Source organism: Nocardia sp. CA-107356 (assembly GCF_050946365.1).
Classification (GTDB): Bacteria; Actinomycetota; Actinomycetes; order Mycobacteriales; family Mycobacteriaceae; genus Nocardia.
Genome location: NZ_CP191992.1, coordinates 1,932,323 through 1,959,141, shown reverse-complemented (window position 1 = coordinate 1,959,141; position 26,819 = coordinate 1,932,323). Strand labels below are relative to the sequence as shown.

The 26,819-nt window shown below is 67.2% G+C and carries 2 protein-coding genes; both read right to left on the bottom strand.

Annotation, left to right across the window (positions count from 1 at the left end):
- Positions 1 to 8: 8 nt before the first annotated feature.
- Positions 9 to 15,860 (bottom strand): type I polyketide synthase, encoded by a 15,852-nt coding sequence (locus ACQP1G_RS08835; RefSeq protein WP_433200629.1) that lies wholly within the window; start codon positions 15,858 to 15,860, stop codon positions 9 to 11.
- Entirely contained in the window at positions 15,857 to 26,767 is a 10,911-nt protein-coding gene (locus tag ACQP1G_RS08830; RefSeq protein WP_433200626.1) for a type I polyketide synthase, read from the bottom strand. Before ACQP1G_RS08830 ends, ACQP1G_RS08835 begins: the two co-directional genes overlap by 4 nt.
- Between the last annotated feature and the right edge of the window lie 52 nt (positions 26,768 to 26,819).

Here is a 26,819-nt window from a genome sequence, read left to right as displayed (position 1 = left end):
TTCCGCCGTCAGTCTTCTGATGAGTTGTTGTAGGCCATATCGATCAAGTCATCGATATCGAGCTCGTCGATCGATTCATCCGTGATGCTCTGATCAATCTCGCTGTGGCTTTCCTGCCCCTGTGTGAGCTTCATGAGTGCATCCAGCAGGCCCGTCTCGCGGAGACGGGTGAGGGGGATGGTCTGGAGGGCTCTACGAATGTCGTTTTCTGATTGATCTGTCGACTGGTCAGCGTCGTGGTGGTCGGTGAACTCCTCGGCCAGGTATTCGGCCAAAGCCTGCGGTGACGGGTAATCGAACACCAGAGTCGCCGGCAACCGCAGGCCCGTAACGGTTTTGAGGGCGTTACGGAACTCGATAGCGGTGATCGAATCGAAGCCCAACTCGTTGAAGGCTCTGTCGGCTGCGACCGCATTCGCGTTCTGATGACCCAGAACCGCCGCGACCTGAGCACGAACGATGTCGACCAGCACACCGAGGCGTTCGCTGTCAGGAGTGTTCGCCAAACGAGCACGGAGCGCCGTGGGTGCATCCGAGGCTGTCTTGCGGCGAGCAGGGATCAGACCGGAAAGCAGTGCCGCGGCGAATCCTGCGCTGCGGAGGCTCTCCAGATCGAGACGGGCGAGGATGGGAGCCGCCGTATCGATCTGGGCGGCGGCGGCGAACAACGCCAAGCCCTGTTCTTCCGACAGCGGCAGCATGCCCGACCGAGACATGCGGTGCCGGTCGACGTCGCTGAGTTCCGCGGCCATACCCCCGTCCATGCTCCACAGACCCCACGCAAGAGATTGTCCGGAGCGCCCGGATGCCCTGCGGTGCACCGCCAAAGCGTCCAAGCAGGCGTTGGCCGCGGCATAGTTGCCCTGACCAGGGTTGCCGAACGCACCGGCCGCCGAACTGAACAGCACGAACGCCGTCAACGGCAGATCGGCGGTCAGTTCGTGCAGATGCAGGGCGGCATCGACCTTGGGCCGCAACACCACGTCCATCCGGTCCGGGGTAAGCGAAGCGATGGCCGCATCGTCGAGCACACCGGCCGTGTGGAAAACACCGCTGAGTGGACGACTCGCTGGGACATCGGCCAATACCTCGGCGAGCGCGCCACGGTCGGCGACATCGCAGGCGACGAACTCGACCTCCGCACCGAGACGCTGCAACTCCGCCCGCAGCTCAGTGGAGCCGGGAGCGGACTCACCGCGCCTGCTCAGCAACAGCAAGTGACGGGCACCGTTGGCGTTGACCAGGTGCCGCGCGAACAATCCACCGAGGAAGCCGCTGGCACCGGTGATCAGGACAGTTTCGTCCGGACCGAACGAGGAGCTGAGCGCCGAAGTGGTCGCCGAAGCCGCTCGGGCGAGGCGCGCACTGTGTACCTGCCCGCGACGCACGGCCACCTGCGGTTCCTCGGCGGCCAGAATCCCGCCGAGCAGCCCGTCGAGTTCAGAATCGGTGTCTATCAACACGATCCGGCCGGGGTGTTCCCCCTGTGCCGAACGAACCAGACCACACACGGCAGCACCGGCCAGATTCGGAATGTCCTCCCCGGCAACCGATACCGCACCACTGGTCCGAACCACCAGCACGGATTCACTGAACCGACGATCGGCGATCCAGGACTGCAGCACGTGCAGCACATCGTGAGTCGCAGCGCGAACAGCGGCGGGCTCATTACCCGCCGGGCAGTCCAACACCACCGCGGCCGGAACCTCGTCACCGAGATCCGCCCACGACACTGCGCTGACCTCGGCCTCGGATATCGAGATCGGTGTCCAGTCGACCTGGAACAGCGCATTGGTGACAGTCGATGCGCCAGCCGTGAGCTGCGCGGGATCGATTGGCCGGGAAGCCAAATGCCGCACCGTCGCTACCGCGGCCCCGGTCGGATCTGCCAGATCCACAGCCACAGCGTGGTCGCCGACGCGGGTCAGCCGAACGCGCAACGCGCTGGCCCCCGCCGCGTGCACAGTGACACCGGACCACTCGAACGGCAACGCGAGTCCGGTTCCCTCCGAAGGCAGGTAGCCGGCCAACCGCAGCGCATGCATAGCGGCATCGAGCAGCGCCGGATGGATCCCGAAACCCGCGGCGTCCTGCGGGTCCGGTAGCGCGACCTCGGCGAACAATTCATTGCCGCGCTGCCATGCCGCCTGCAAACCCTGGAAGAGGGGACCGTACCCATAGCCGGCATCGAGCAGCTCGTCATAGACACCGTCGATGTCCAACGGCTGCGCACCGGCCGGAGGCCACGAGGCGAGGTCGACAGCAGCCACCACGTCATCCGGCGCGAGCACGCCTTCGGCGTTCAGTGTCCACGACGGCGTCGAATCGATGTCATCGTCGGGGCAGGAGAAGATCCGCACCGCGCGACGCCCCGTCTCGTCCTCGGCACCGACCCCAATGCGCACCGCAACCCCGCCGAACTCCGACAGCACCAGCGGAGCCTGCAGGACCAAGTCCTCCAGAGTCGAACAGCCCACCTGCTCCCCGGCGTGTAGGGCGAGTTCGACCAAACCGGTACCAGGGAACAGCACGGTGCCCAGCACCATGTGATCGGCCAACCAAGGATGCGTCTGCACCGACAGGCGACCGGTCAGGATCACCGCACCGGTGTCCGGTTGTGATACCACCACCGAAACCAGAGGGTGCCCGGTAGCGACGAGACCCATCGCCCGGGCATCACCACTACCGGCAGACCCGTCGAGCATCCAATAACGCCGACGCTGGAATGCGTAGGTGGGCAAGTCGATTCGCTGGGCCCCGGTACCGGCGTACAGAGCGGCCCAGTCGAGGTCGACACCGGAGACGAACAACCCGGCCACCCCGCTCAACAGAGTGAACGCATCGGCCCGGTCTCGACGCGCCAGCGCCACCACCGTAGAAGTCGCAGCCGCCTGCCCGGCATCCACGATCTGATCGACCATCGGGGTCAGCACCGCATCGGGCCCGACCTCGGCGAACCTCGACACACCCAGACCCGCCATCGCGGTCACCGCATCAGCGAACCGCACCGTCTCCCGAACCTGACCCACCCAATACGACGGATCCGACATCTCATCGGTCACCCGGCCACCGGTCACCGTCGACACCAACGCGACACTCGGACGACCGAACGCCAAACCCTCAATCGCCGAAGCGAATTCAGCCAGCATCGGCTCCATCAACACCGAATGAAAAGCATGCGACACACGCAACCGGTGTGTGCGCCAACCACGCTCGGTACACGCCTCGACAACAGCCAGAACCGCGTCCTCGACACCGGACAACACCACCGACGACGGACCATTGATCGCCGCGATCGACACCCCACCAGCCACCAACAACGCCAGCACGTCGCTCTCCGACGCACCCACAGCAACCATCGCCCCACCAGCAGGCAACCCCTGCATCAACCGGCCACGCGCAGCCACCAACACACACGCATCCGCCAGCGACAAGACCCCGGCCACATGCGCGGCAGCCACCTCACCGATCGAATGACCCGCCACGACGTCGGCACGCACACCCCAGGATTCGAGCAGCCGGAACAACGCCACCTCGAACGCGAACAACCCCGCCTGCGCAAACACCGTCTGGTCGACCAGATCCTCGCTCACCAAAGCGGCACTCAACGAAACCTGCTGCCCCAGCAACGGATCCAACTCAGCGACAATCGCATCGAAAGCCGCAGCGAACACCGGATAGGCACGAAGCTCGACAGCCATACCCGCCCACTGCGCACCCTGACCCGAAAACACCACACCCGTCGAACCCGACACCACACGACCGGACACCACACCCGGTACCGGCACACCAGCAGCCACCGCACGCACGCCCGCGAGCAGACGATCATGGTTGTCCGCCACCACAACAGCCCGATGCTCGAACACAGCACGTGTCGACGCCAACGAGAAGCCGATAGCGATCGAGTCGTGTTCGCCCACATACGATTCCAGGCGCACAGCTTGACCGGCCAGAGCGTCACCACTGCGTGCCGAGAGCATCCACGGCAACATTGCCGGCACCGAATTCGCCACCGGAGCCTGTTCCACTACCGGCACGGTCACCGGTGCCTGCTCCACGATGAGGTGAGCATTCGTGCCACTGATACCGAACGACGAAACACCAGCACGACGCGGACGATCCGCCTCCGGCCACGCCACCGATTCGGTCAACAACCGCACATGCCCCTCGGACCAATCAACCTTGGTGCTGGGCTGATCGACATGCAGCGTTCGGGGCAACACACCGTGGCGCATCGCCATCACCATCTTGATCACACCACCCACACCCGCCGCAGCCTGAGCATGACCGATATTCGACTTCAACGACCCCAACCACAACGGCCGACCCGCATCACGGTCCTGCCCGTAAGTGGCCAAAAGCGCTTGCGCCTCGATCGGATCACCCAAAGTGGTACCGGTGCCGTGGGCTTCCACCGCATCCACCTCGACCGGCGACAGCCCGGCGTTCGCCAACGCCTGCCGGATCACCCGTTGCTGCGACGGACCATTCGGCGCGGTGAAACCGTTGGACGCGCCATCCTGATTCACCGCCGAACCGGCAAGCACCGCCAGCACCTGATGACCGTTGCGGCGGGCATCGGACAACCGCTCCAGCACCAACACACCGGCGCCCTCGGACCAGCCGACCCCATCGGCCGCATCGGCGAACGACTTGCACCGCCCGTCCGGCGACAGGCCCCGCTGCCGTCCGAATTCCAGGAACATATCCGGCGTCGCCATCACCGCCACGCCACCGGCCAATGCCAGATCGCACTCTCCCGACCGCAGCGACTGCCCGGCCAGATGCAGTGCCACCAGCGACGACGAACACGCCGTATCCACCGTGACCGACGGCCCTTCCAGACCGAACACATACGACACCCGACCCGAGACCAAACTGCCTGCGGCGCCGCTACCGGTCCCGGTTGCTTGGGCGTAGTCGTGGTACATGAGACCGGTGAACACCCCGGTCGAGCTGCCACGCAACGCCGCCGGATCCATGCCGGCGCGTTCCAGCGCCTCCCAGGAAACCTCCAACAGCAACCGCTGCTGCGGATCCATCACCGCGGACTCGTTGGGACTGATCCCGAAGAAGTCCGCGTCGAAATCGGCTGCGGAGTACAAGAACCCACCGCTGCGCGTATAGGTCTTGCCCGCCTTACCGGGTTCGGGATCGTAGATGCCCTCGATGTCCCAGCCTCGATCCACCGGCATCTCCCCGGTGGTATCAACGCCCGAAACGACCAGACTCCACAGATCCTCCGGCGATGCGACCCCACCTGGATAGCGGCAGGCCATCGCCACCACCGCGATCGGCTCGTCGTCGGCTCGGACCCGACTGACCGCGAGCTCTTCGACAGCTTCGGTGCCGGTGAGTTGCGAGCCGATGAAGTCGGCGACGATCTGCGGGTTGGGGTAGTCGAAGATGAGCGTGGCCGGCAATTGCAGACCGGTCGCGGTGTTGAGTTTGTTGCGGAACTCGATGGCGCTCAACGAGTCGAACCCGAGCTGCTGGAAAGCCTGCTGGGGTTCAACGGCATCGATGGAGGCATGTCCGAGGATGCCAGCGGCCACCGAGCGGACGAGCTCGACCAGAGCACTGGCACGATCGGCCTCCGCCAGGCCCGCCAGCTTCTGCACGAACGCCTGACCCGCCGGGGTCCGGCTGTGCCGGCGTACAGGGGCCGGCGCGATCGCGCGGACGAGAGCCGGGATCTGCTCGTTGCGGGTTCGAAGCACCGCCGGATCGACCCGCAGCGCGACCAACTGGGCGGTATCGGTGGCGATCGCCGCATCGAACAGTGTCAGGCCCTCGGCCTCGGTCAGCGGCGGGAAGCCCTGCCTGCGCATCCGATCGAAGTCATCCTCGGACAGCTCCGTGCCAAGGCCGCTCGATCGCGCCCACATGCCGTAATCGATCGAGGTCGCAGGCAATCCCAGACTGCGACGATGCGCCGCGAGGGCGTCGAGGAAGACATTCGCCGCGGCGTAGTTGGCTTGACCAGCAGCCAGCACGAGCCCACCCGCCGAGGACAGCAGCACGAACAGTGACAGCGAGTGCTCGCGCGTGAGCTCGTGCAGATGCCACGCGGCATCGGCCTTGGGCCGGAACACATTACCGATCCGGTCCGCCGTCATCGACTCGATCACACCGTTGTCCGCGATTCCGGCCGCGTGCACCACACCCACCAGCGGATGCTCGTCGGAGATACCGTGCAGCAGCGCGGCCAGTGCGTCCCGATCGGACACATCACATGCGGCAATGGTGACTTCGGCACCGAGCTCTACGAGCTCATCGCGTAGGTCGGCAGCGCCGGGAGCGTCCAGGCCGCGCCGAGACGTCACAAGCAGGTGCCCCACACCATGTTCGGTCACCAGATGGCGAGCAATCACCGCACCCAGACCACCGGTACCACCGGTGACCAGGACGGTGCCCGGCTCGGTCAGCCGAACGATCGCGCCCGGTGCGTGGCGGGTCAGACGCGGTACGAGCACGGTCGTGCCGCGCAGCGCGGCCTCCGGTTCCCCAGCAGCGGCTGCCACCGCCGTCGCGACAGCGAACGGGTCGCCGTCCGCATCCAGATCCAGTAGCTGGAATCGATCCGGGTGTTCCGCCTGCGCCGCGCGCAGGAGACCCCACACCGGCGCCTGATCCAAGCGCACCTGCTCGGAATCCGCGACGGCCACAGCTCGTTCGGTGAGTACCACCAAACGGGAACCGGCGAAACGGCTTTCCGCCAGCCAACCCTGGACGGTGTCGAGCACATCGGTCAGGCTCTGCCGGGCCGCCGCTGTCGGCGGACCGTCGTGGAGCCGGCACTCGAGCAGCACGATGTCAGGAACGACCGACTCCTCGGCCGCATCCAGATCGGAGATCAACGCCGCGAGATCACGACCGGAGCCGAGTACCGCCACCCGGCCGGGCTCGACGCTGGCCGCCGACGACGGCGCAACGGTGACCCATTCCACGCCGAAGAGGGCATCCGACACCCGGTCCGCGCCCAGGCGCTCGGCCGATACGGGCCGAGACACCAGCGCGCCCACCGACAGCACCGCTCGGCCCTGGTCATCGGCTATCTGCACGGCGAAGTTGTCGCCTTCGGGGACGCTCCGTACCCGCACGGCGGCAGCGCCGGCCGAGTGCACGACCACACGGTTCCAGGCGAAAGGCAGTACCGCGGAACCACTGTCGCTGCGACGACCATGAATGATCCCGGCGTGCAGGGCCGAGTCGAACAATGCGGGATGGATCCCGAAGCCCTCGGCCGCCCGCGGGTCCGGTAGGGCGACCTCGGCGAACAATTCATCGCCACGACGCCATGCCGCCTGCAAGCCCTGGAAGAACGGGCCATACCCATATCCGAGTTCGAGCAACTCGTCATAGGCACTGTCAACGGGCAACGGCTGCGCCCCAACCGGAGGCCACGAAGTCAGATCGAAGTCAGCCACCACGTCACCCGGGGCGAGCACGCCCTCGGCGTGGAGCGACCACGGACCCGCTGCGGCCTGTCGAGAATGGACAGTCAGTCGTCGGCGACCGGCCTCGTCGGCAGCGGCCACCACGACCTGTACCGCGACACTGCCTTCGGCGGGCAACGTCAACGCGGTGTGCAGGACGAGCTCGTCCACCACCGCGCAGCCCAGCAGACCGCCGACATAGCTGGCCAGCTCGACGAATCCGGTACCCGGCAGCAATACGACTCCGTGCACGCTGTGGTCGGCCAACCATTGCACCGAGTCCACCGACCAACGGCCGGTGAAGCTCACCCCACCCGACTCCGGGTGCGGCACAACAGCACCGAGCAAGGGATGGTCCACCGCATCGAGCCCGACAGCGGTCACTGCGCCCAGTTCGGCACCGAGCCACGACTGCGCCAATATCTGCCGGGCATCGAGCCAGAACCGTTCATGCTGGAAGGCGTAGGTAGGCAAGCCGATTCGCTGAGCTCCGGCGTAGAGACCGGTCCAGTCCACCTCGGCACCGGCCACGAACAACCCGGCCACCCCGCTCAGCACGGTGGACACATCGGCATGGTCTCGACGCGCCAACGCCACCACCGCAGCGGCCGCAGCCGCACCATCCACGATCTGCGCGACCATCGGGGTCAACACCGCGTCGGGGCCGACCTCGGCGAACCGGGCCACGCCCAAACCACCAGCCGTGACCACCGCATCGGCGAAACGGACGGTCTCGCGGACCTGACCGACCCAGTACGCCGGATCGGTCATCTCGTCGACGACCTGGGCACCGGTCACCGTGGACACCAGCGCAATGCTGGGGCGGGTGAATTCCAGACCCTGGATCGCCGTGGCGAATTCGGCCAGCATGGGCTCCATCAACGCCGAGTGGAAGGCGTGGGAGACCCGCAAACGATGCGTGCGCCAACCACGTTCGACGCACGTGTCCACCACAGCCAGGACCGCGTCTTCGACACCGGAGAGCACCACCGACGCCGGACCGTTGATCGCCGCGATCGACACCCCGCCGGCCAGCAACGGCAGCACGTCGGCTTCCGACGCACCGACAGCGACCATCGCTCCACCGGCAGGCAGCGCCTGCATCAACCGGCCACGCGCCGCCACCAGCACACACGCATCCGCCAGCGACATCACTCCCGCGACATACGCCGCGGCGATCTCGCCGATCGAGTGACCGGCCACCACATCGGGCCGGACACCCCACGACTCCAGCAGGCGGAACAGCGCCACCTCGAACGCGAACAACCCCGCCTGCGCGAACACCGTCGCATCGACCGAATCATCGTCGGCCAAGGCCACACTCAGCGAAATCGGCTGTCCCAGAAGCGGGTCCAGCTGCGCAACGATCGTGTCGAAATGCGCGGCGAACACCGGATACGCCGCGCGCAACTCAGTAGCCATACCCGCCCACTGCGCACCCTGACCGGAGAACACCAGCCCTGTCGACCCGGACACCGCGCGGCCGGTCACCACACCCGGTGCCGGCACACCCTCGGCCAGCGCCCGCGCTCCCGCGAGCAGACCATCACGGTTATCGGCCGAGACAACAGCGCGATGCTCGAACACACTGCGCGTGGACACCAGCGAGAATCCGACATCCACCGGATCCAGGCCATGATCGGCCACAGCCGAGGCCAGCCGCCCAGCCTGAGCGGTAAGCGCCTCACGATTGCGCGCCGAAACCACCCACGGCAGCAACCCGCCCGCCGGAACGGTGTCGACCGCCGACGCCTGGGCAGATTCCACGATCGGGGCCTGCTCGATGATGACGTGCGCGTTGGTTCCACTGATACCGAACGAGGACACACCGGCACGACGCGGCCGATCCACCTCCGGCCACGGCACCGACTCGGTCAACAACCGCACATGGCCTTCGGACCAATCAACCTTCGTGGAGGGCCGATCCACATGCAGTGTTCGGGGCAGCAGACCGTGCTGCATCGCCATGACCATCTTGATCACGCCACCCACACCCGCGGCGGCTTGGGAGTGACCGATGTTGGATTTCAACGATCCCAACCACAACGGACGATCCGCATCCCGATCCTGACCGTAGGTCGCCAGCAACGCCTGCGCCTCGATCGGATCACCCAAAGTGGTACCGGTGCCATGGGCTTCCACGACATCGACCGCGTCCGGCGAGACCCCGGCATTGGCCAGGGCTTGACGGATCACCCGGCGCTGCGACGGACCATTCGGCGCGGTCAAACCGTTCGACGCACCATCCTGATTCACCGCCGAACCCGCGATCACCGCCACAACCTGATGACCGTTGCGCTGAGCGTCGGACAACCGCTCCAACACCAGCACACCGGCACCCTCGGACCAGGCGACACCATCGGCGGCATCGGCGAAGGATTTACTCCGCCCATCCGGGGACAACCCCCGCTGGCGACTGAATTCCACAAAGGTCTCCGGCGTAGCCATCACCGCCACACCACCGGCCAACGCCAGATCGGACTCCCCCGACCGCAGCGACTGCCCGGCCAGATGCAGAGCGACCAGCGACGACGAACACGCCGTATCCACCGTGACCGACGGCCCTTCCAGGCCGAATACATACGAAACCCGGCCCGAGGCAATGGATCCCGAGTTCGCGTTGACCGGGTAGTCGTGGTACATCATGCCCGCGAAGACCCCGGTCGAACTGCCACGCAGCACCGCCGGATCGATACCCGCCCGCTCCAACGCCTCCCATGAGGTCTCCAGCAGCAGGAACTGCTGTGGATCCATCAATGCCGCTTCGTTGGGACTGATCCCGAAGAACGCCGGATCGAATTCACCTGCGGAGTGCAGGAATCCACCCTCGCGGGTGTATGTGCTGTTCGGTGTCTCGCCGGTGGGATCGTAAATCCGTTCGGTATCCCACCCACGATTGACCGGGAACTCCGATGTCGCGTCGATCCCGTCGAAGACCAACTTCCAGAGATCCTCGGGCGAGCTGACATCACCCGGGTACCGGCATGCCATGCCGACGATCGCGATCGGCTCGTCGTCGACAGCTCTGCTGGCGGTGACCTCGACGTCCCGCGCGGTGCCGATCAGCTCGTCGGTCAGGTATTCGGCCAGCGCGCTGGGTGTCGGGTAGTCGAAGACCACCGCGGCCGGCAGTGACAGGCCGATGGCGGTTTTGAGCCGGTTGCGCAGCTCGACCGCGCTCAGGGAATCGAAACCCAGGTCCTGGAACGCGCGATCGGGATCGATCGCGGACGCACCGTCATGACCGAGTACGGCCGCGCTGTGGGTGCGCACGGTATCGAGTACCGCCTGCCGCTGCCGATCGGCGTCCAGACCGGCCAGCCGTTGCTGCAGACCCGACACCACCGCCGAGGTCGCCGCCGGGCGCCGGGCCACTGTCGGTGCCAGTTCCCGCAGCAGCGCAGGCAGGAGTCCGGCCTCGGCCAGCGCGCGGATCGCGGCGATGTCCACCGCGGCGATCACCGCATGTGCCGCGCCTCGTTCGAGTACCGCATTCCAGCCGGCCAACGCCTGCTCATCCGGCAGCGCGGTGAATCCGCCGCGGCTCATCCGGGCCACATCGGTCTCACCCAGGTTTCCGGTCATACCGCTCGAGCGTGCCCACGGACCCCACGCCAGCGACTGGCCGGCCAAGCCTCGTGCTCGACGGTGGGCCACCAGACCGTCGAGGAAGGTGTTCGCGGCCGCGTAGTTGGCCTGTCCGGGTCCGCCGATCGTGCCCGACACCGACGAGAACACCACGAACGCAGCCAGATTCAGATCCGCGGTCGCCTCGTGCAGATGCCAGGCGGCGTCCACCTTCGGCGCCAGGACCGCGTCCACCCGCGGTGCGGTCAACGACGCGATGATCCCGTCGTCGAGCACGCCCGCGGCGTGGATCACGCCCGTCAACGGATACTGCGCGGGTACTTCGGCCGGCAACCCGGCCACCGCGTCGGCGTCGGTGACGTCGCAGGCCACCACCCGCACCTGTGCACCCCATTGCTCCAGCTCGGCGCAGAGCGATGCCACGCCTTCGGCCCGCGGACCGCTGCGGCTCACCAGCAGCAACGACCGCACGCCGTGCTCGGCCACCACGTGCCGGGCCACCACCGCACCCAAACCGCCGGTGCCGCCGGTGATCAGCACCGTCCCCGCGCCGAAGGCGCAAGCATCAGCGCCCGTCACCGAAGACGCCGCGGTTGTGGGGCGGGTGAGTCGAGCGGTGTAGGTGACGCCGGCGCGCACGACCACCTGGGGTTCGTCCACAGCCATCACGGCAGCTGCGAATTGCTCGTCGATGCCAGTGTCCGCATCGACCACGACGATTCGACCCGGATCCTCCGTCTGCGCAGTACGCACCAGGCCCCAGACTGCGGCACCCGCGAGGTCGGTGAGGTCTGCACCGGGCAGCGCGACCGCGCCGCGCGTGGCGATCAGCAGGGTGCTCGAAGCGAACCGATCCTGATCCAGCCACGCCTGCACCACCGCGAGGATCCGTGCGACCTCGGTATGGGTAGCGGTCACCACATCGGTGCCCATATGTTCGTTCCACCCGGACCCGGCCTCGAGCACCACCACCGGGGGTACCGGTGACTCCGGATCCAACCGGTCCCACCACCCCACGCCCGCATCCACCACCGCGGACTCGGATGCGGCCGGTGACCACACCAGTTCGAGAACCGAGTCGGCCGCGTCGCGTGTCCCCGCGGCGGCAGCGGCAAGCTGCTCCCGTGGCATCGGCCGGGTCGTCACCGATCCCGACAGCACCGGTTGTCCCTGCTCATCGGCCGCCCACACCGACACCGACGATCCGGTCGCGGTCAGGCGCACACGCAGCACCGACGCGTCGGCCGCATGCAGCGACACCGATTCCCACGAGAACGGCAACACCACCTGCCCCGCCGGCACCGTGAACGGTGATTCCGCCTGTCCCGCATCACTTTCGAGCACACCGGCCAGCAGTCCCGCCTGCAGGGCAGCATCCAGCAGTGCCGGGTGGATCCCGAATCCTTCGGCTCGCACCCCAGTGTCGGCATCGGCGGCGATCTCGGCGAACACCTCCTCGCCGCGTCGCCACAACGCCCGCACACCCTGGAAAGCCGGACCGTAGTCGTAGCCACGCGCCAGCAGGCCCGTGTACGCGGCCGCGACATCGATACCGGTCGCCGCGGCCGGCGGCCATGCCTCTGGTTCGGATTCGGTCGTATCGTCTCGGGTGGTCAGCAGGCCCCGCGCGTTCAGTACCCACTCGGCGTCGCGGTCGTGTTCACCGCGGGAGTAGATCGATATCGGCCGTTGCGAGAACTCAGGTTCGGGCCCGCCGACGACGACCTGGATCTGCACACCGCCTGTCGCGGGCAGTACCAGTGGCGCGTGCAGCGTCAGTTCCTCGATCACCGGGCATCCGGCAACGGCGCCGGCGCGCAACGCCAACTCCACGAACCCGGTCCCCGGCAACAACACCGTCCCGGCAACCGCGTGGTCGGCCAGCCAAGGCTGTGTCGCCACCGACAACCGGCCGGTCAACAGCACACCACCGGATTCCGGTACCGACACCACCGCGCCCAGCAACGGATGGTCCACCGCACCCAATCCCACGGATTCGACACCAGCGGTGCCGGCAGCGGGCTCGAGCCAGTAGCGACGGCGCTGGAAAGCGTAGGTGGGCAACGACACTCGCGAGACCGAGCGGGCAGCGAAGAACACCCTCCAGTCGACATCGACGCCGACCGTGTACGCGTGCGCCAAGCAGTTCACCAACTGCTCGACCTCGGCCCGCCCGCGACGTGCCCCGGCGACCACCGTCGACTGCGATTCGATATCTTCGGGCAAGCATTGCCGGGTCATTGCCGTCAGCACCGCATCCGGACCGATTTCCAGGAATCGGCGCACACCCGAGGCCACCAGAGTGTCTACGCCCCGAGCGAACTGAACGCTCGCCCGCACCTGCTGCACCCAGTAGGCGGGTTCGAGCACTTCATCGCCGGCAATCCGGCCGGAGAGATTCGATACCAGTGGAATCTGCGGGCGATGGTAGGTCACATCCCGTGCGACAGATTCGAACTCGGCCAGCATCGGATCCATCCGGTGGGAATGGAATGCGTGCGACACCGTCAACCGCGATGTCTTCCGCCCGCGGTCGGCGAACCACTGCTCGAGCGCCGCCACCGCGTCCTCGTCACCGGAAACCACAACGGCTGCAGGAGAATTCACCGCAGCGATGGACACTCGGTGCTTGTCGTCGACGAGCGCGTCGGATACCTCGCGCTCGCTCGCCGCGATGGCCAGCATCGCGCCGCCTTCGGGCAGCTGCCCCATGAGGCGACCACGGGCTGCGACCAGCCGGCAGGCGTCCGGCAGCGACCACAGACCAGCGATATACGCGGCGGCCAGCTCACCGACCGAATGTCCGGCCAGGACATCGGGTGTCACGCCGAACGAGTCCAAGAGTCGGCACAGCGCGACTTCGTATGCGAACAGCGCGGGCTGGGTGAACTCTGTCCGGTTCAGCACAGTGGCATCAGCAGGGCCACCATCGACCAGCTGACCGGTGAACATCAACCGTTTGAGCGAACCGCCCAGTAGTGGATCGAACTGCTCGCAGATCTCGTCCAGCGCGGCGGCGAACACCGGGAACGCCTCGTACAGTTCACCTCCCATCCCGACCCGCTGCGCACCCTGTCCGGTGCACAGGAAGGCTGCCTTACGTGTGACCGCCCGCCCCGTCGCCACGCCATGGGCGGAGCTCGCCGATCCGTGTTCGGCCAGCGCTGCCAGTCCGGCGAGCATCGTGTCCCGCTCGTCGGCCACGACCGCGCCCCGCCAGTCCAGCCGGGCGCGGGTCGTCGAGAGCGAATAGCCGATGTCATCGATTGTCAGGTCGGGGTTTTCGGTCACCCATGTCAGCAGTTTGGCCGCCTGCGCACGCAGGCCGTCCTCGGTTTTCGCCGAGAGCAGCCATGGGGAGACACCGGACGCCACTGCCTTCGCGCCACCGTCGGCGGCATCGTCCTCCGGGTCGGCAGGGGCCTGCTCCAGAGCGGGGGCCTCCTCCAGAATCACGTGCGCGTTGGTGCCGCTGGCGCCGAAGGAGGACACGCCAGCGCGACGCACCCGCTCGCCCGCCGGCCACGGTTCCGCCGTGGTGAGTAGCCGCACCGATGCCGACCAGTCCACATGCGGGGTCGGCGCATCGACATGCAGTGTCGCGGGCAGCGTTTCGTGCCGCATCGCCTGCACCATCTTGATCACGCCACCGACACCGGCCGCGGCGGAGGTGTGTCCGATATTCGACTTGAGCGAGCCGATACGCAGCGGATCTCCGGCGCGATCGCGACCGTAGGCGGCGATCAGCGCCTGCGCCTCGATCGGGTCGCCGAGGCTGGTGCCGGTGCCGTGCGCTTCGACCGCATCGACGTCGGCGGGCGTCAGACCGGCATTGGCGAGGGCCGCCGCGATCACCTTCTCCTGCGAAGGACCGTTCGGGGCGGTCAGCCGGTTGCTGGCGCCGTCCTGGTTGACCGCGCTGCCGCGGATGACCGCGAGGACCTGGTGGCCGTGACGGCGTGCGTCCGACAACCGCTCGACCGCGAGCATGCCGAGGCCCTCGGAGAATCCCGTTCCGTTCGCCGCTGCCGCGAAGGCCTTGCACCGCGCATCGGGGGACAGCGCCCGCTGCCGGCCGAATGCGATCAGCAGGGTGGGGTCGGGCATCACGGTGACGCCGCCGACCAGGGCGAGCGAGGTCTCGCCCTGGCGCAATGACTGACAGGCGAGGTGCAGGGCGACCAGCGACGACGAGCACGCGGTGTCCACCGAGATCGCCGGGCCTTTGAAACCGAAGATGAAGGAGACGCGCCCGGACAGGACGCTGGCCGAAACACCCGGGTAGGCATGGCCTTCCGATTCGGCGCTCAGGCCCGGCGAGCCCACGCGGGGGCCGTAGTCCTGGTGGATCACGCCGGCGAATACACCGGTGTCGCCGCCGCGCAGCGACGCCGGATCGATACCGGCGTCTTCCAATGCCTCCCAGGCCGCTTCCAAGAACAGGCGCTGCTGCGGATCCATCGATGCGGCCTCGCGCGGACCTATGCCGAAGAATCCCGGATCGAAATCGCCTGCCGCATCCAGGAATCCGCCTTCCCGGGTGTAGATGGTCCCCGGCTTATCCGGATCGGTATCGAACAGACGCTCGAGGTCCCAGCCTCGGTCCGTCGGAAACGGACCGACGGCGTCGGTGCTGGAGGCGACCAACTCCCACAGCTGCGCCGGAGTTTCGACGCCGCCCGGGTAGCGACAGCTCATACCGACGATCGCGATCGGTTCGCCGGCACGGTCTTCCAGGTGCTGGATGTGCTTCTTGGCGGCGCGGAGATCTCCGGTGAGCTTGCGCAGATACCGGCTGAGCCGTTCCTCGTTGCTGGTGCCGGGGTTGCTCATGCTGGACCAAACTCCTCGTCGATCAGATCCAAAAGTTCACTGTCGGAATGGAATTCGAGATCGTCGTATTCACTGTCCGACCACTTGTCGCCCAGGAAGCTGCGCAGGCGCTCGTTGACACCCCGCAATCCGGCGACGGTGTCGTCGTTGTCGCTGCCGCCCGCGATAATCCGCTCGAGCAGGACCTCGAGCCGCGCGATGTCGTCGGGCACCGTCGATGTGGGTTGCGTCGGTGCCGTCACCACGGTCTGCGCCAGCAAGTAGTCGGCGATATCGCCCGCGGTGGGGTAGTCGAATACCAGGGTCGAGGGCAGCGACAGCCCCGTCACCTTCGACAGCCGGTTCCGGAACTCGACTCCGCCAAGGGAATCGAAGCCGAGTTCGTCGAAGCCGCGATCGGGTCCGATGTCGTCGACCGACCCGTAACCCAGCACCGCAGCCACATGTTCGCGCACCAGATCCAGGACGACCCCACGCCGCTTCGCCTCCGCCACACCGTGCAGACGCTCCCCGAGCGAGGGTTCACCACTCGATGTCGTGGCCGACCGACCACGTGTGTGAACGAACCCGCGCAGCACCGCCGGGACCGGACCGGTACGGGCTTCCAGGCGCAGTTTGTCGGTATCCAGGTGCAACAGCGCTGACACCGGTTCCGCCGTGGTCAGCGATTCGTCGAACAACCGCAAGCCGTCGGTGCGCTCGAGCGGGGCCAGACCCATTCGGTCCAATCGGCCCATGGCGGAGCGATCCAGCACGCCGGTCATACCGATGTCCTGCTGCCAAGGACCCCAGGCGAGTGCGAGTGCCGGTAGTCCTTCGGCGCGGCGTTGCATCGCGAGGGCATCCAGGAAGCTGTTCGCGGCAGCGTAATTCGCTTGCCCCGGTGAACCGATCATTGCGGCAATCGACGAGAACATCACGAACGCGGACAGATTCATATCGCGAGTGAGCTCGTGCAGATACCACGCCGCCTCGGCCTTGGGAGCGAACACCCGATCGACCTGGTCATCGGCGAGCGTGTGGAACGTGCCGTCGTCGAGCACACCCGCGGTGTGCACGACACCGGTGAGTGGGTGCTCCGCGGGAATGCCCGACAGCAGATCTGCGAGCGCGTCGCGGTCGGAGACATCATAGGCGGCGATCCGCGCCTCGGCGCCCAATCCGGACAGCTCCGCCGCGAGTTCCATTGCGCCGTCGGCACGCTCGCCACGGCGAGATACCAGCAGTAGCCGTCGCACACCGTGCGCGGTGACCAGGTGCCGGGCCAGCAGCGCGCCCAGTCCCCCGGTCCCGCCGGTGATCAGCACGGTCCCGGACCCGAACGAAACCTTCTCGACCGCAGCGGATGTCACCGCCTCCAGCCGCGGCGCCAGGACGCGGTCGCCCCGCACCGCCAGCTGCGGCTCTCCGGTCGTGATCGCGGCTCGGATCGCCTCGGCCGAAATATGCTGTGCACCATCGGGTTCGTCTGCGTCGAGCAGCACGATCCGCTCCGGATATTCGGTCTGAGCGCTGCGTATCAGTCCCCATATCGCAGCCGATGCGGTATCCGGCGCCTCATCGGGCACGGCTGCCGCACGTCGGGTCAGCACAACCAGCTGCGACCGTGCGAATCGCTCGTCGGCCAGCCAGCCGTTGACCGTGTGCAGGGCGGCCTTCACCCGATGACTCGCGGTCGATTGCGAATCAGCTTGCAGTGCAGGGGCTTCGGACCAGACGACAACGTCCGGGACGGTCGGCGCCGAAGCGAGTGCCGCCAGATCCGGATACCGCTCGTCGATTCCGGGCACCTGCGCGGTTCCGAGCACGGCTGTGCTCCCGGTCGGGGTGAGTCCCTCGGACGTCCCGACCGCCGCCCAGCGCAACCCGTACCGGGCCGCACGTCCACCCGACAGCGTGGCGCCGAATTGCTGGACGTCGTAGGAGCGCATGACCACTTCGTCGACGGAAACCACCGGATTTCCGTCCTGGTCGACGGCGACGACACTGATCGTCTCACCGCTGCGCTGGATGGCCATCACCCGCAACGTCGTGACCTCGGCCGTGGTGTGGAATTGCGTTGCGCCCCACCGGAACAAGAGTTTGCCCTCAGCAGGATCGCTCTTCTCGTCGGACCAGATCAAACAGACAAGTCCGGCATGTAGCGCCATATCGAACAGCGCCGGATGCAGCTGGAACCGCTCGGCCGGGATCTCCGGGTTCAGCGTGACCTCGGAGAAGATGGTGTCGCCACGGCGCCACGCGGCGTCGAGGCCGATGAACGATGCACCGTATTCCAGTCCGGCGACCCGCGCCACCTGGGCCGGAATCCAGTCGGGGTCCACCGATTCGGCGTCGACCGGCGGCCACGGCTCGTTTCGCAGCATGTCCACGAGTCCGATGTCGATCAGTTGTTGACCGCTCAACACGCCACTGGCGTTGCGCGTCCACTCACTGTCGGCGGCGTCGCCGGTGAGGCGGTAGTGGAACGTGAACGGTCGTCGTCCCGACGAATCCGGTTCCCGCACCAGTACTTGCAGTTCGACATCGCCGTCCGCCGGCGGGAGGATCGGCGCCTCGAGGGTCAGCTCATCCACGGCGTCGCAGCCGATCCGCCGACCCGCGACCAGCAGCATCTCCATGAGCGCAGCGCTCGGGACGAGCACCACACCATAGGTGGTGTGGTCGGCGATCCATGGATGGGTGCGTAGCGAAAGCCGCCCCGTGAACAGCCATTCGTCGCGGTCGGCCACTCGCACCACATCGGTGAGCAGCGGGTGTTCCGATGCATGCCGGGGCTCCCCGAGGCTGGGTTCGAGCCAGTACCGCCGATGTTCGAAGGCATAGGTGGGCAAGGCGACTGGTGAGGTCCGGCGGGCGGTGAACAGCTGCTTCCAGTCGACAGCCACTCCGGCGATATGCGCGTGGCCGAGCATCGTCAGGACCTGTTCGACCTCGTCGTGATCCCGACGAGCCGCCGCGGCAACCACCGATCGAGCCTCGACATCCTCTGCAAGTGTCTGCCGCGTCATCGCCGCCAGCACCGCGTCGGGTCCGACTTCGAGGAACCGGCGTACGCCCGAGGCCACCAGCGTCTCGACACCGGGCGCGAAACGCACCGCGGCGCGCACCTGCGACACCCAGTACCCCGGATTCAGGATCTCCTCGCCGGCCATCTGGCCAGAAATGTTGGACACCAACGGAATCCGTGGGGCATTGAAGGTTACTGCCGCAACCAGGGTCTCGAACTCGGCCAGCATCGGCTCCATTCGCTGGGAATGGAACGCATGCGACACCCGCAATCGGCTCGTCTTGCGACCCCGATCGGCGAACAGCCGACCGATCTCGTCGACGGCATCCTCATCACCCGAGACCACCACGGCCACCGGCGAATTCACCGCCGCCACCGACACCCGATCACCGAATCCGGCGATCATCGCATCGACTTCGGCTGCGGACGCGGCGACCGCGAGCATCGCACCGCCCGTCGGCAGCGCATCCATCAACCGCCCGCGCGCCGCGACCAGCTCGCAGGCGTCCTCCAGTGACCACACACCGGCTACATACGCTGCCGCCAGTTCACCGATCGAGTGCCCGATCAACACATCCGGGACAACTCCGAACGAATCCAACAGCCGATACAGCGCCACTTCGAACGCGAACAGCGCGGGCTGGGTCAATCGTGTCCGATCCAGGATCCCGGTCTCCGCGGCGACTCCCTGATCGTCGATCAGGTGTCCGGTGAACATCGCCTGCTTCAGGGAACATCCCAGCAGCGGATCGAAATGGGCACACACCTCGTCCAACGCCGCGGCGAATACCGGGAAGGCATCGGACAGACCCGCGCCCATACCGACCCGCTGCGCGCCCTGACCGCTGAACAGGAAGGCGGTCTTCCCGGCGCCCACCGTGCCGGAAACCACTCCGGCCGAGGGGGATCCGGCGACCAGCTGCGCCAGCCGCGCGAGCAGTTCGTCGCGATCACCGCCGAGGACCGCCGCCCGCGACTCATGCTGCGCACGTGTCGTCGCGAGCGAATACGCCACATCCGCCGGATCGGCGTCGGGGTGATCGATCAGCCACTTCTGCAGCTTCGCCGCCTGCGCCCGCAGGGCGGTCTCATTCTTGGCCGAGACCAGCCAAGGCACCCCCGTGCGTGGACGGTCGGTAGCCGGTGGCGCGACGACCGGCGGTGGGGCGGGCGCTTCCTCGAGGATCGCGTGTGCGTTGGTGCCGCTGACACCGAACGACGACACGCCCGCTCGACGGACCCGTCCGCCGGCCGGCCACGGCTGGGCCTCGGTCAACAGCTGGACATCGCCCGCGGACCAGTCCACGTGTGGGCTCGGCTCGTCCGCATGCAGTGTCTTCGGCAGGGTTTCGTGGCGCAGCGCTTGCACCATCTTGATCACGCCACCGACACCTGCCGCGGCCACGGTGTGGCCGATATTCGACTTGATCGATCCGATCCGCAGCGGTCGTTGCGCACGGTCGCGCCCATACGCCGCGATCAGCGCCTGGGCTTCGATCGGATCACCCAGCGTCGTCCCGGTGCCGTGCGCCTCCACCGCGTCGATATCCGACGGCTCGAGTCCGGCATTCGCCAACGCCGCCGCGATCACCCGCTCCTGTGCCGGACCGTTCGGCGCGGTCAAGCCGTTGCTCGCCCCGTCCTGGTTCACCGCTGTGCCGCGCACGAGGGCGAGGACGTTGTGGCCCAGGCGCCGGGCGTCGGAGAGCCGCTCGAGCACCAGTACACCGACGCCCTCGGAGAAGGCGACGCCATCTGCCGCCGCGGAGAACGCCTTACAACGTCCATCGGGCGAGAGACCGCGCTGCCGCGCGAAATCGACGTAGAGGTAAGGACTGGCCGCGACCGTGACGCCGCTCGCCAGCGCCAGCGAGCTCTCCCCCTGGCGCAGCGCTTGGCAGGCCAGGTGCAGCGAGACCAGCGACGACGAGCATGCGGTGTCCACGGTGACCGCCGGGCCTTCGAGACCGAGGACGTAGGCCACCCGTCCCGACATCACGCTGCTCGTGGTGCCGGTGAGCCGGTAGCCCTCCAGATCACCGGCCACCCGATCGATGTAGCCCGAGTAGCCCGCTCCGACGTACACCCCGGTGTCGCTGCCCCGCAACGACGTCGGATCGATGCGCGCGTCCTCCAGAGCCTCCCAGGACACCTCCAACAGCAGACGTTGCTGCGGGTCCATCGCGGACGCCTCCCGTGGACCGATCCCGAAGAATCCCGGGTCGAAATCACCGGCGTTGTAGAGGAATCCGCCGCGCCGGGTGTAGACGGTACCGGGCTTGTCCGGATTCGCATCGAACAGCCGCTCCAGATCCCAGCCCCGATCCGACGGGAAATCGCCGGTCGCATCGGTTCCGGACGCAACGAGATCCCACAGCTGGTCCGGTGATTCGACGCCGCCGGGGAACTGGCAGGCCATACCCACGATCGCAATCGGCTCGTCCGCCCGGACTCGGCGAACAGCCTTCTTGACGGGTTCGCCCACCGTCGGCTCGACGCGCGATTGCACCAGCTTCGCCACCGCCGCCGGGGTCGGATGATCGAACACCAGCGTCGACGGCAATTGCAGGCCGGTGGCCTTGCCGAGCCTGTTCCGGAACTCCACGCCACCCAGCGAATCGAATCCGATCTCGTCGAAGCGCTGGTCGAGACGAATGTCGGCGGCCGAATTGTGCCCAAGCACCGCCGCCGCCTGTGCGAGCACGACCTCCAGCACCACCTCGCCACGCCGCGCTTGCGGCACACCCGCCAACCGGGCGGCCAGCGAGCCCGCCGCCGCGGCGACCGCCGCCTGTTGCGTCGGGCGAGTCGAACGCGGCACGAATCCGCGCAGCACCGCCGGAACCGCGTCGACATCGGACTCGCGCCGCAAGATACTCGCGTCGAACCGGATCGGAGCCAGACGCGCATCCGAGTGAGCGAGCGCTTCGTCGAAAAGACCTGTCCCCTCGACACTTTCGAGCGGGCCGAGACCCAAGCGATCCCACCGCGCGAGGGCAGCGCGGTTCAAGCCGCCGGTCATACCGCTGCCCTGGTTCCACGGCCCCCACGCCAGCGACGTGGCGGCCGCCCCCGCGGCCCGCCGCCGCTGCGCCAACGCGTCCAGGAAACCGTTCGCCGCAGCATAGTTGCCCTGCCCCGACGACCCCAGCACCATCGCGATCGACGAGAACACCACGAACGCGGACAGATTCAGATCACGAGTCAGCTCGTCCAGATGCCATGCCCCGTCGACCTTCGGCGCCAGCACCCGATCCACCTGGTCAGCGGTCAGCGACTCGACGGTGCCGTCGTCCAGAATTCCCGCGGTGTGCACGACAGCGGTCAGTCCGGTGTCGGGATCGATCGTCGCCAGCAGGTTCCGCACCGCGACGCGGTCGGCGACATCGCATGCGACGACCCGAACCTCGGCCCCGGCCTGTGCCAATTCGGCAACCAGTTCCTCGGCACCGGGCGCTTCGGGTCCCCGGCGCGAGGTCAATACCAGACTGCGCACACCGTGCTCGGCAACGAGATGACGGGCGAACAACGCACCCAGCCCACCCGTACCGCCCGTGATCAGCACGGTCCCGTCCCCGAACGACGGCCGCATCTCCGTATCGTCGGAAGCGGACGCGCGCACCATCCGAGGAACGAGAATCTCCGCACCACGGACCGCCGCCTGCGGCTCGCCCGAAATCAATACCGCCGCAATACGTTCCGCATCGAGCGGCCGGGCCGGATCCGCGTCCACGAGGACGAACCGTTGCGGATGCTCCGACTGCGCACTGCGCACCAATCCCCACACCGCCGCCGCGGCCGGATCCGGAGCCTCATCGGGCAATCCCACCGCGCCTGTCGTCACCACGACCAACCGAACATCGGACAGCCGGTCCTCGGCGAGCAGGGACTGCACCGTCGCCAACGCGTCGTGCACCCTGATCCGCACCGATTCCGGACCACCGACGGCCGAACCTGCCACGAAGGACTCGGTTGCCCGCCACACCACCACATCGGGAACACCCTCGGCCGCAACGACATCGGCGACCGTCGCGTATTCCGTGTCGATCCCCGCCACTGTCGTATCCCCGAGTACCGCCAGGGACGGTGCGGGTCGGCTCACTCCCGCAACCGATTCCGCGGTGGGCTCCCAGCGCACCTGGTACAGGCCCGCCTCGTCACCGACGAGACTGCTCCGGAATTCCTTCACGTCATATGGACGCATCACCACCGCGTCGACCGACACGACCGGATTGCCGTCCGGATCGAGCGCCGCGACCGACACGGTCTCGGCTCCGGTCGCCGCCGCGATGACCCGAAGCGAGGTCACCTCGGCCGGCCACTGCCCGCCATCGGTTGCCGACTCGTGGAAACGGGCACCACCCCACCGGAACAGCAACCTGCCGGTATCGGGATCGGAATCCGCATCGCGCCACAGCAACCCGGAGAATCCCGCGTGCATGACCATATCCAGCAGGGCGGGGTGCAGGTCGTACCGTCCCGGCTCCGGCGCCGCATCGGTGTCCAAGACGATCTCAGAGAAAACCATGTCGTCGCGTTGCCACGCGGCACGCACACCGACGAACGCCGGACCGTACTCGAGCCCGGCCAGCTTCGCGATCCGCTCCGGAAGCGCCGCACTGTCCACGACCTCGGTATCGACGGGCGGCCATTGCTCCTCCCGCAGCCGCGACAACAACGCCGAATCACCATCCCACCGGGCCCCCAGTGCACCGGTGGCGTTATGGATCCATTCGGCATCGGAGGACGTGCGGAAATAGAACTCGAACGGGCGCCGCCCGGACTCGTCCGCCGCCTGCACCAGCACCTGCAACTCGACCTCGTCGTCCGCGGTCGGCAGAATCGGCGCCTGCAAGGTGAGCTCCTCCACGACCCCGCAACCGATCCGACGGCCCGCGACGAGAAGGAACTCGATGAACGTCGCGCTCGGCACAACCACCACGCCGTAGGTCATGTGATCGGCGATCCACGGATGAGTACGCAACGAGAACCGGCCGGTCAACAACCATTCGTCGGTACCCGCCAATCCGACCACACCCGTCAGGATCGGATGATCCGTCGACGGCGGCGACGCGTCGACGGCGCCCGACAACCAGAAACGGCGATGTTGGAAGGCGTAGGTAGGCAACGGAATCCGACGCGCCGCCCGACCCGCGAACCACGAACGCCAGTCCACCCGCGCACCCGCGACATGAACCTGTGCCAAGGACGTAACGAACTGCTGCACCTCATCGACCGACCGCCGCGAAGCCGCCGCCACCGACGACACCGACTCGACCGCCGCGTTCTCGGCCAGACAGCCACGCGTCATTGCCGCCAACACCGCATCGGGGCCCACCTCGACGAACCGTCGCACACCTGCCTCGACCAGAACGTCGATCCCCGGTGCGAACCGGACACACCCCCGCAGCTGCTCGACCCAGTACCCGGGATCGGTCAGCTCGGCAGCGACCACGGCCGCCGAAACGTTCGACACGATCGGCAACGACGGCTCCCGATACGTCAATCCTTCAGCGACAGAGCGGAACTCGGCCAATATGGGATCCATCCGCGCCGAGTGGAACGCGTGACCGACCCGCAATCGATTCGTCTTCACGCCCGCGCCGGACAGCAGCCGCTCGATCTCACCGATGGCATCGACGTCCCCGGACAACACCGTCGACGAAGGACCGTTCACCGCCGCGATCGACACCCGGTCGGCGAAATCGGCGACGACATCAATAGCTCGTGCCTCACCGATCGCCACCGCGACCATCGCGCCGCCCACCGGCAAGGCCCCCATCAACCGGCCCCGCGACACCACCAGCGCACACGCATCCGCGAGCGACCACACCCCCGCCACATACGCCGCCGCCAACTCACCGATCGAATGCCCGATCAGCAGATCCGGTGTGACACCGAATGATTCGATCAACCGGAACAACGCCACCTCGAACGTGAACAATGCCGGTTGGGTGAATTCGGTCCGATCCAACACACCATCGGCGTCGGCGAACATCAGGTCCTTCAAGGACAGCGCGGAGCTCCTCGAGGGGTGGTGGTCCGGAGACGGGTTGGCCTGCTCCAACAGCGGATCGACCTGCGCGCACACCTCGTCCAGCGCAGCCGCGAACACCGGGAACGCCCGATACAGGTCCGCGCCCATACCGACCCGCTGCGCACCCTGACCCGTGAACAGGAAGGCGGTCCTATCAGAACCGGCATTCCCTTCGATCGTGCCGTGCGAACCCGCGGCCATATCGGCCAGCCCCGCCAGCAGGTCGTCCCGGTTACGCCCCACGACCGCACCGCGCCGATCCAACTGCGCCCGCGACGTCGCCGAGGAATACGCCACATCCCATATATCGGCGTCGGGATCGTCGATCAACCACTGCCGCAGTCGATCCGCCTGAGCACGGAGGGCTTCCTCGGATTTGGCCGATATCAACAACGGAACGACATCGGCCACAATGGGTTTCGCGGCCGGTGCCAGCTCGGGCCCGTCCGCGGACGCCACGGTGACCGGATGGGCGGGTGCTTCCTCGAGTATGAGGTGGGCGTTGGTACCACTGGCTCCGAACGACGACACCCCGGCTCGCCGGATCCGGTCCCCCACCGGCCACGGCTCGCTGTCCTGCAGTAGCCGCACCGTACCCGCGGACCAATCCACATGCGGGGTGGGCGCATCCACGTGCAACGTCTTCGGCAGCACGCCGTACCGCATGGCCTGAACCATCTTGATCACGCCGCCCACCCCGGCGGCAGCCGAGGTGTGACCGACATTCGACTTCAACGATCCCAAACGCAACGGCGCGCTGTCGCGCCGCGCGCCATACGCGCTGATCAGTGCCCGCGCCTCGATCGGATCCCCGAGCATCGTGCCGGTGCCGTGCGCCTCTACCGCGTCGATATCCGACGGGTCCAGGCCCGCGTTCGCCAGCGCGGCCGCGATCACTCGTTCCTGTGACGGACCGTTCGGTGCGGTCAAGCCGTTGCTCGCACCATCCTGATTGACAGCACTGCCACGCACCACCGCCAGCACGGTGTGACCGAGCCGCTGTGCATCCGACAACCGCTCCAACACCAGCACTCCGAGCCCCTCGGAGAAACCGGTTCCGTCGGCAGCGGCCGCGAATGCCTTGCAGCGCGCATCGGGTGACAACGCCCGCTGACGCGCGAACGCGATCAGCAGAGACGGATCCGACATGACGGTCACCCCACCCGCCAACGCCAGCGACGTATCACCCTGCCGCAGTGCCTGGCACGCCAGATGCAACGCCACCAGCGACGACGAGCAGGCGGTGTCGACCGAGATGGCCGGGCCCTTGAAGCCGAACGTGTACGCGATCCGCCCGGACAGCACAGCGTTCGAAACGCCCAGGTAGGCATGGCCTTCGGTCTCGGCGGTGATATTCGGCGAGCCGATGCGGGGACCGTAGTTCTGATGGATGACGCCGGCGAAGACGCCGGTGTCGCTGCCGCGCAACGACACCGGGTCGATACCCGCGTCCTCCAACCCCTGCCAAGACGCCTCCAACATCAGGCGCTGTTGCGGATCCATCGCCGCGGCCTCACGCGGGCCGATCGCGAAGAAGGCCGCATCGAAATCGCCTATGGCGTCGAGGAATCCACCGTCACGGGTGTAAATGCTGCCCGGCGCATCCGGATCCGGGTCGAACAGCCGTTCCAGGTCCCACCCTCGATCGGTCGGGTAGTCCCCGATGGCATCCACACCGTCCGCCGTCATGCGCCACAGATCTTCCGGGGAGCGCACACCACCGGGATATCGGCAAGCCATACCGACGATCGCGATCGGTTCCCGCGACCGGTCGGTGAGCACACGCAGTTGTTGTTTGGTCTCGTAGAGCTCCTTCGCGGTCTTCTTCAGATACCGGCGTAGCTCGTCGTTGTCGGCCATCGGTGGAACTCCAGATCGTGTTTGCTCAGCTGGGGTGGTCGCGGAACTTGCT

What these genes read in the sequence shown, in the direction of transcription:
- ACQP1G_RS08830 (WP_433200626.1), bottom strand. Translation starts at nt 26,767, where the DNA reads ATGGCCGACAACGACGAGCTACGCCGGTATCTGAAGAAGACCGCGAAG.
- ACQP1G_RS08835 (WP_433200629.1), bottom strand. Translation starts at nt 15,860, where the DNA reads ATGAGCAACCCCGGCACCAGCAACGAGGAACGGCTCAGCCGGTATCTG.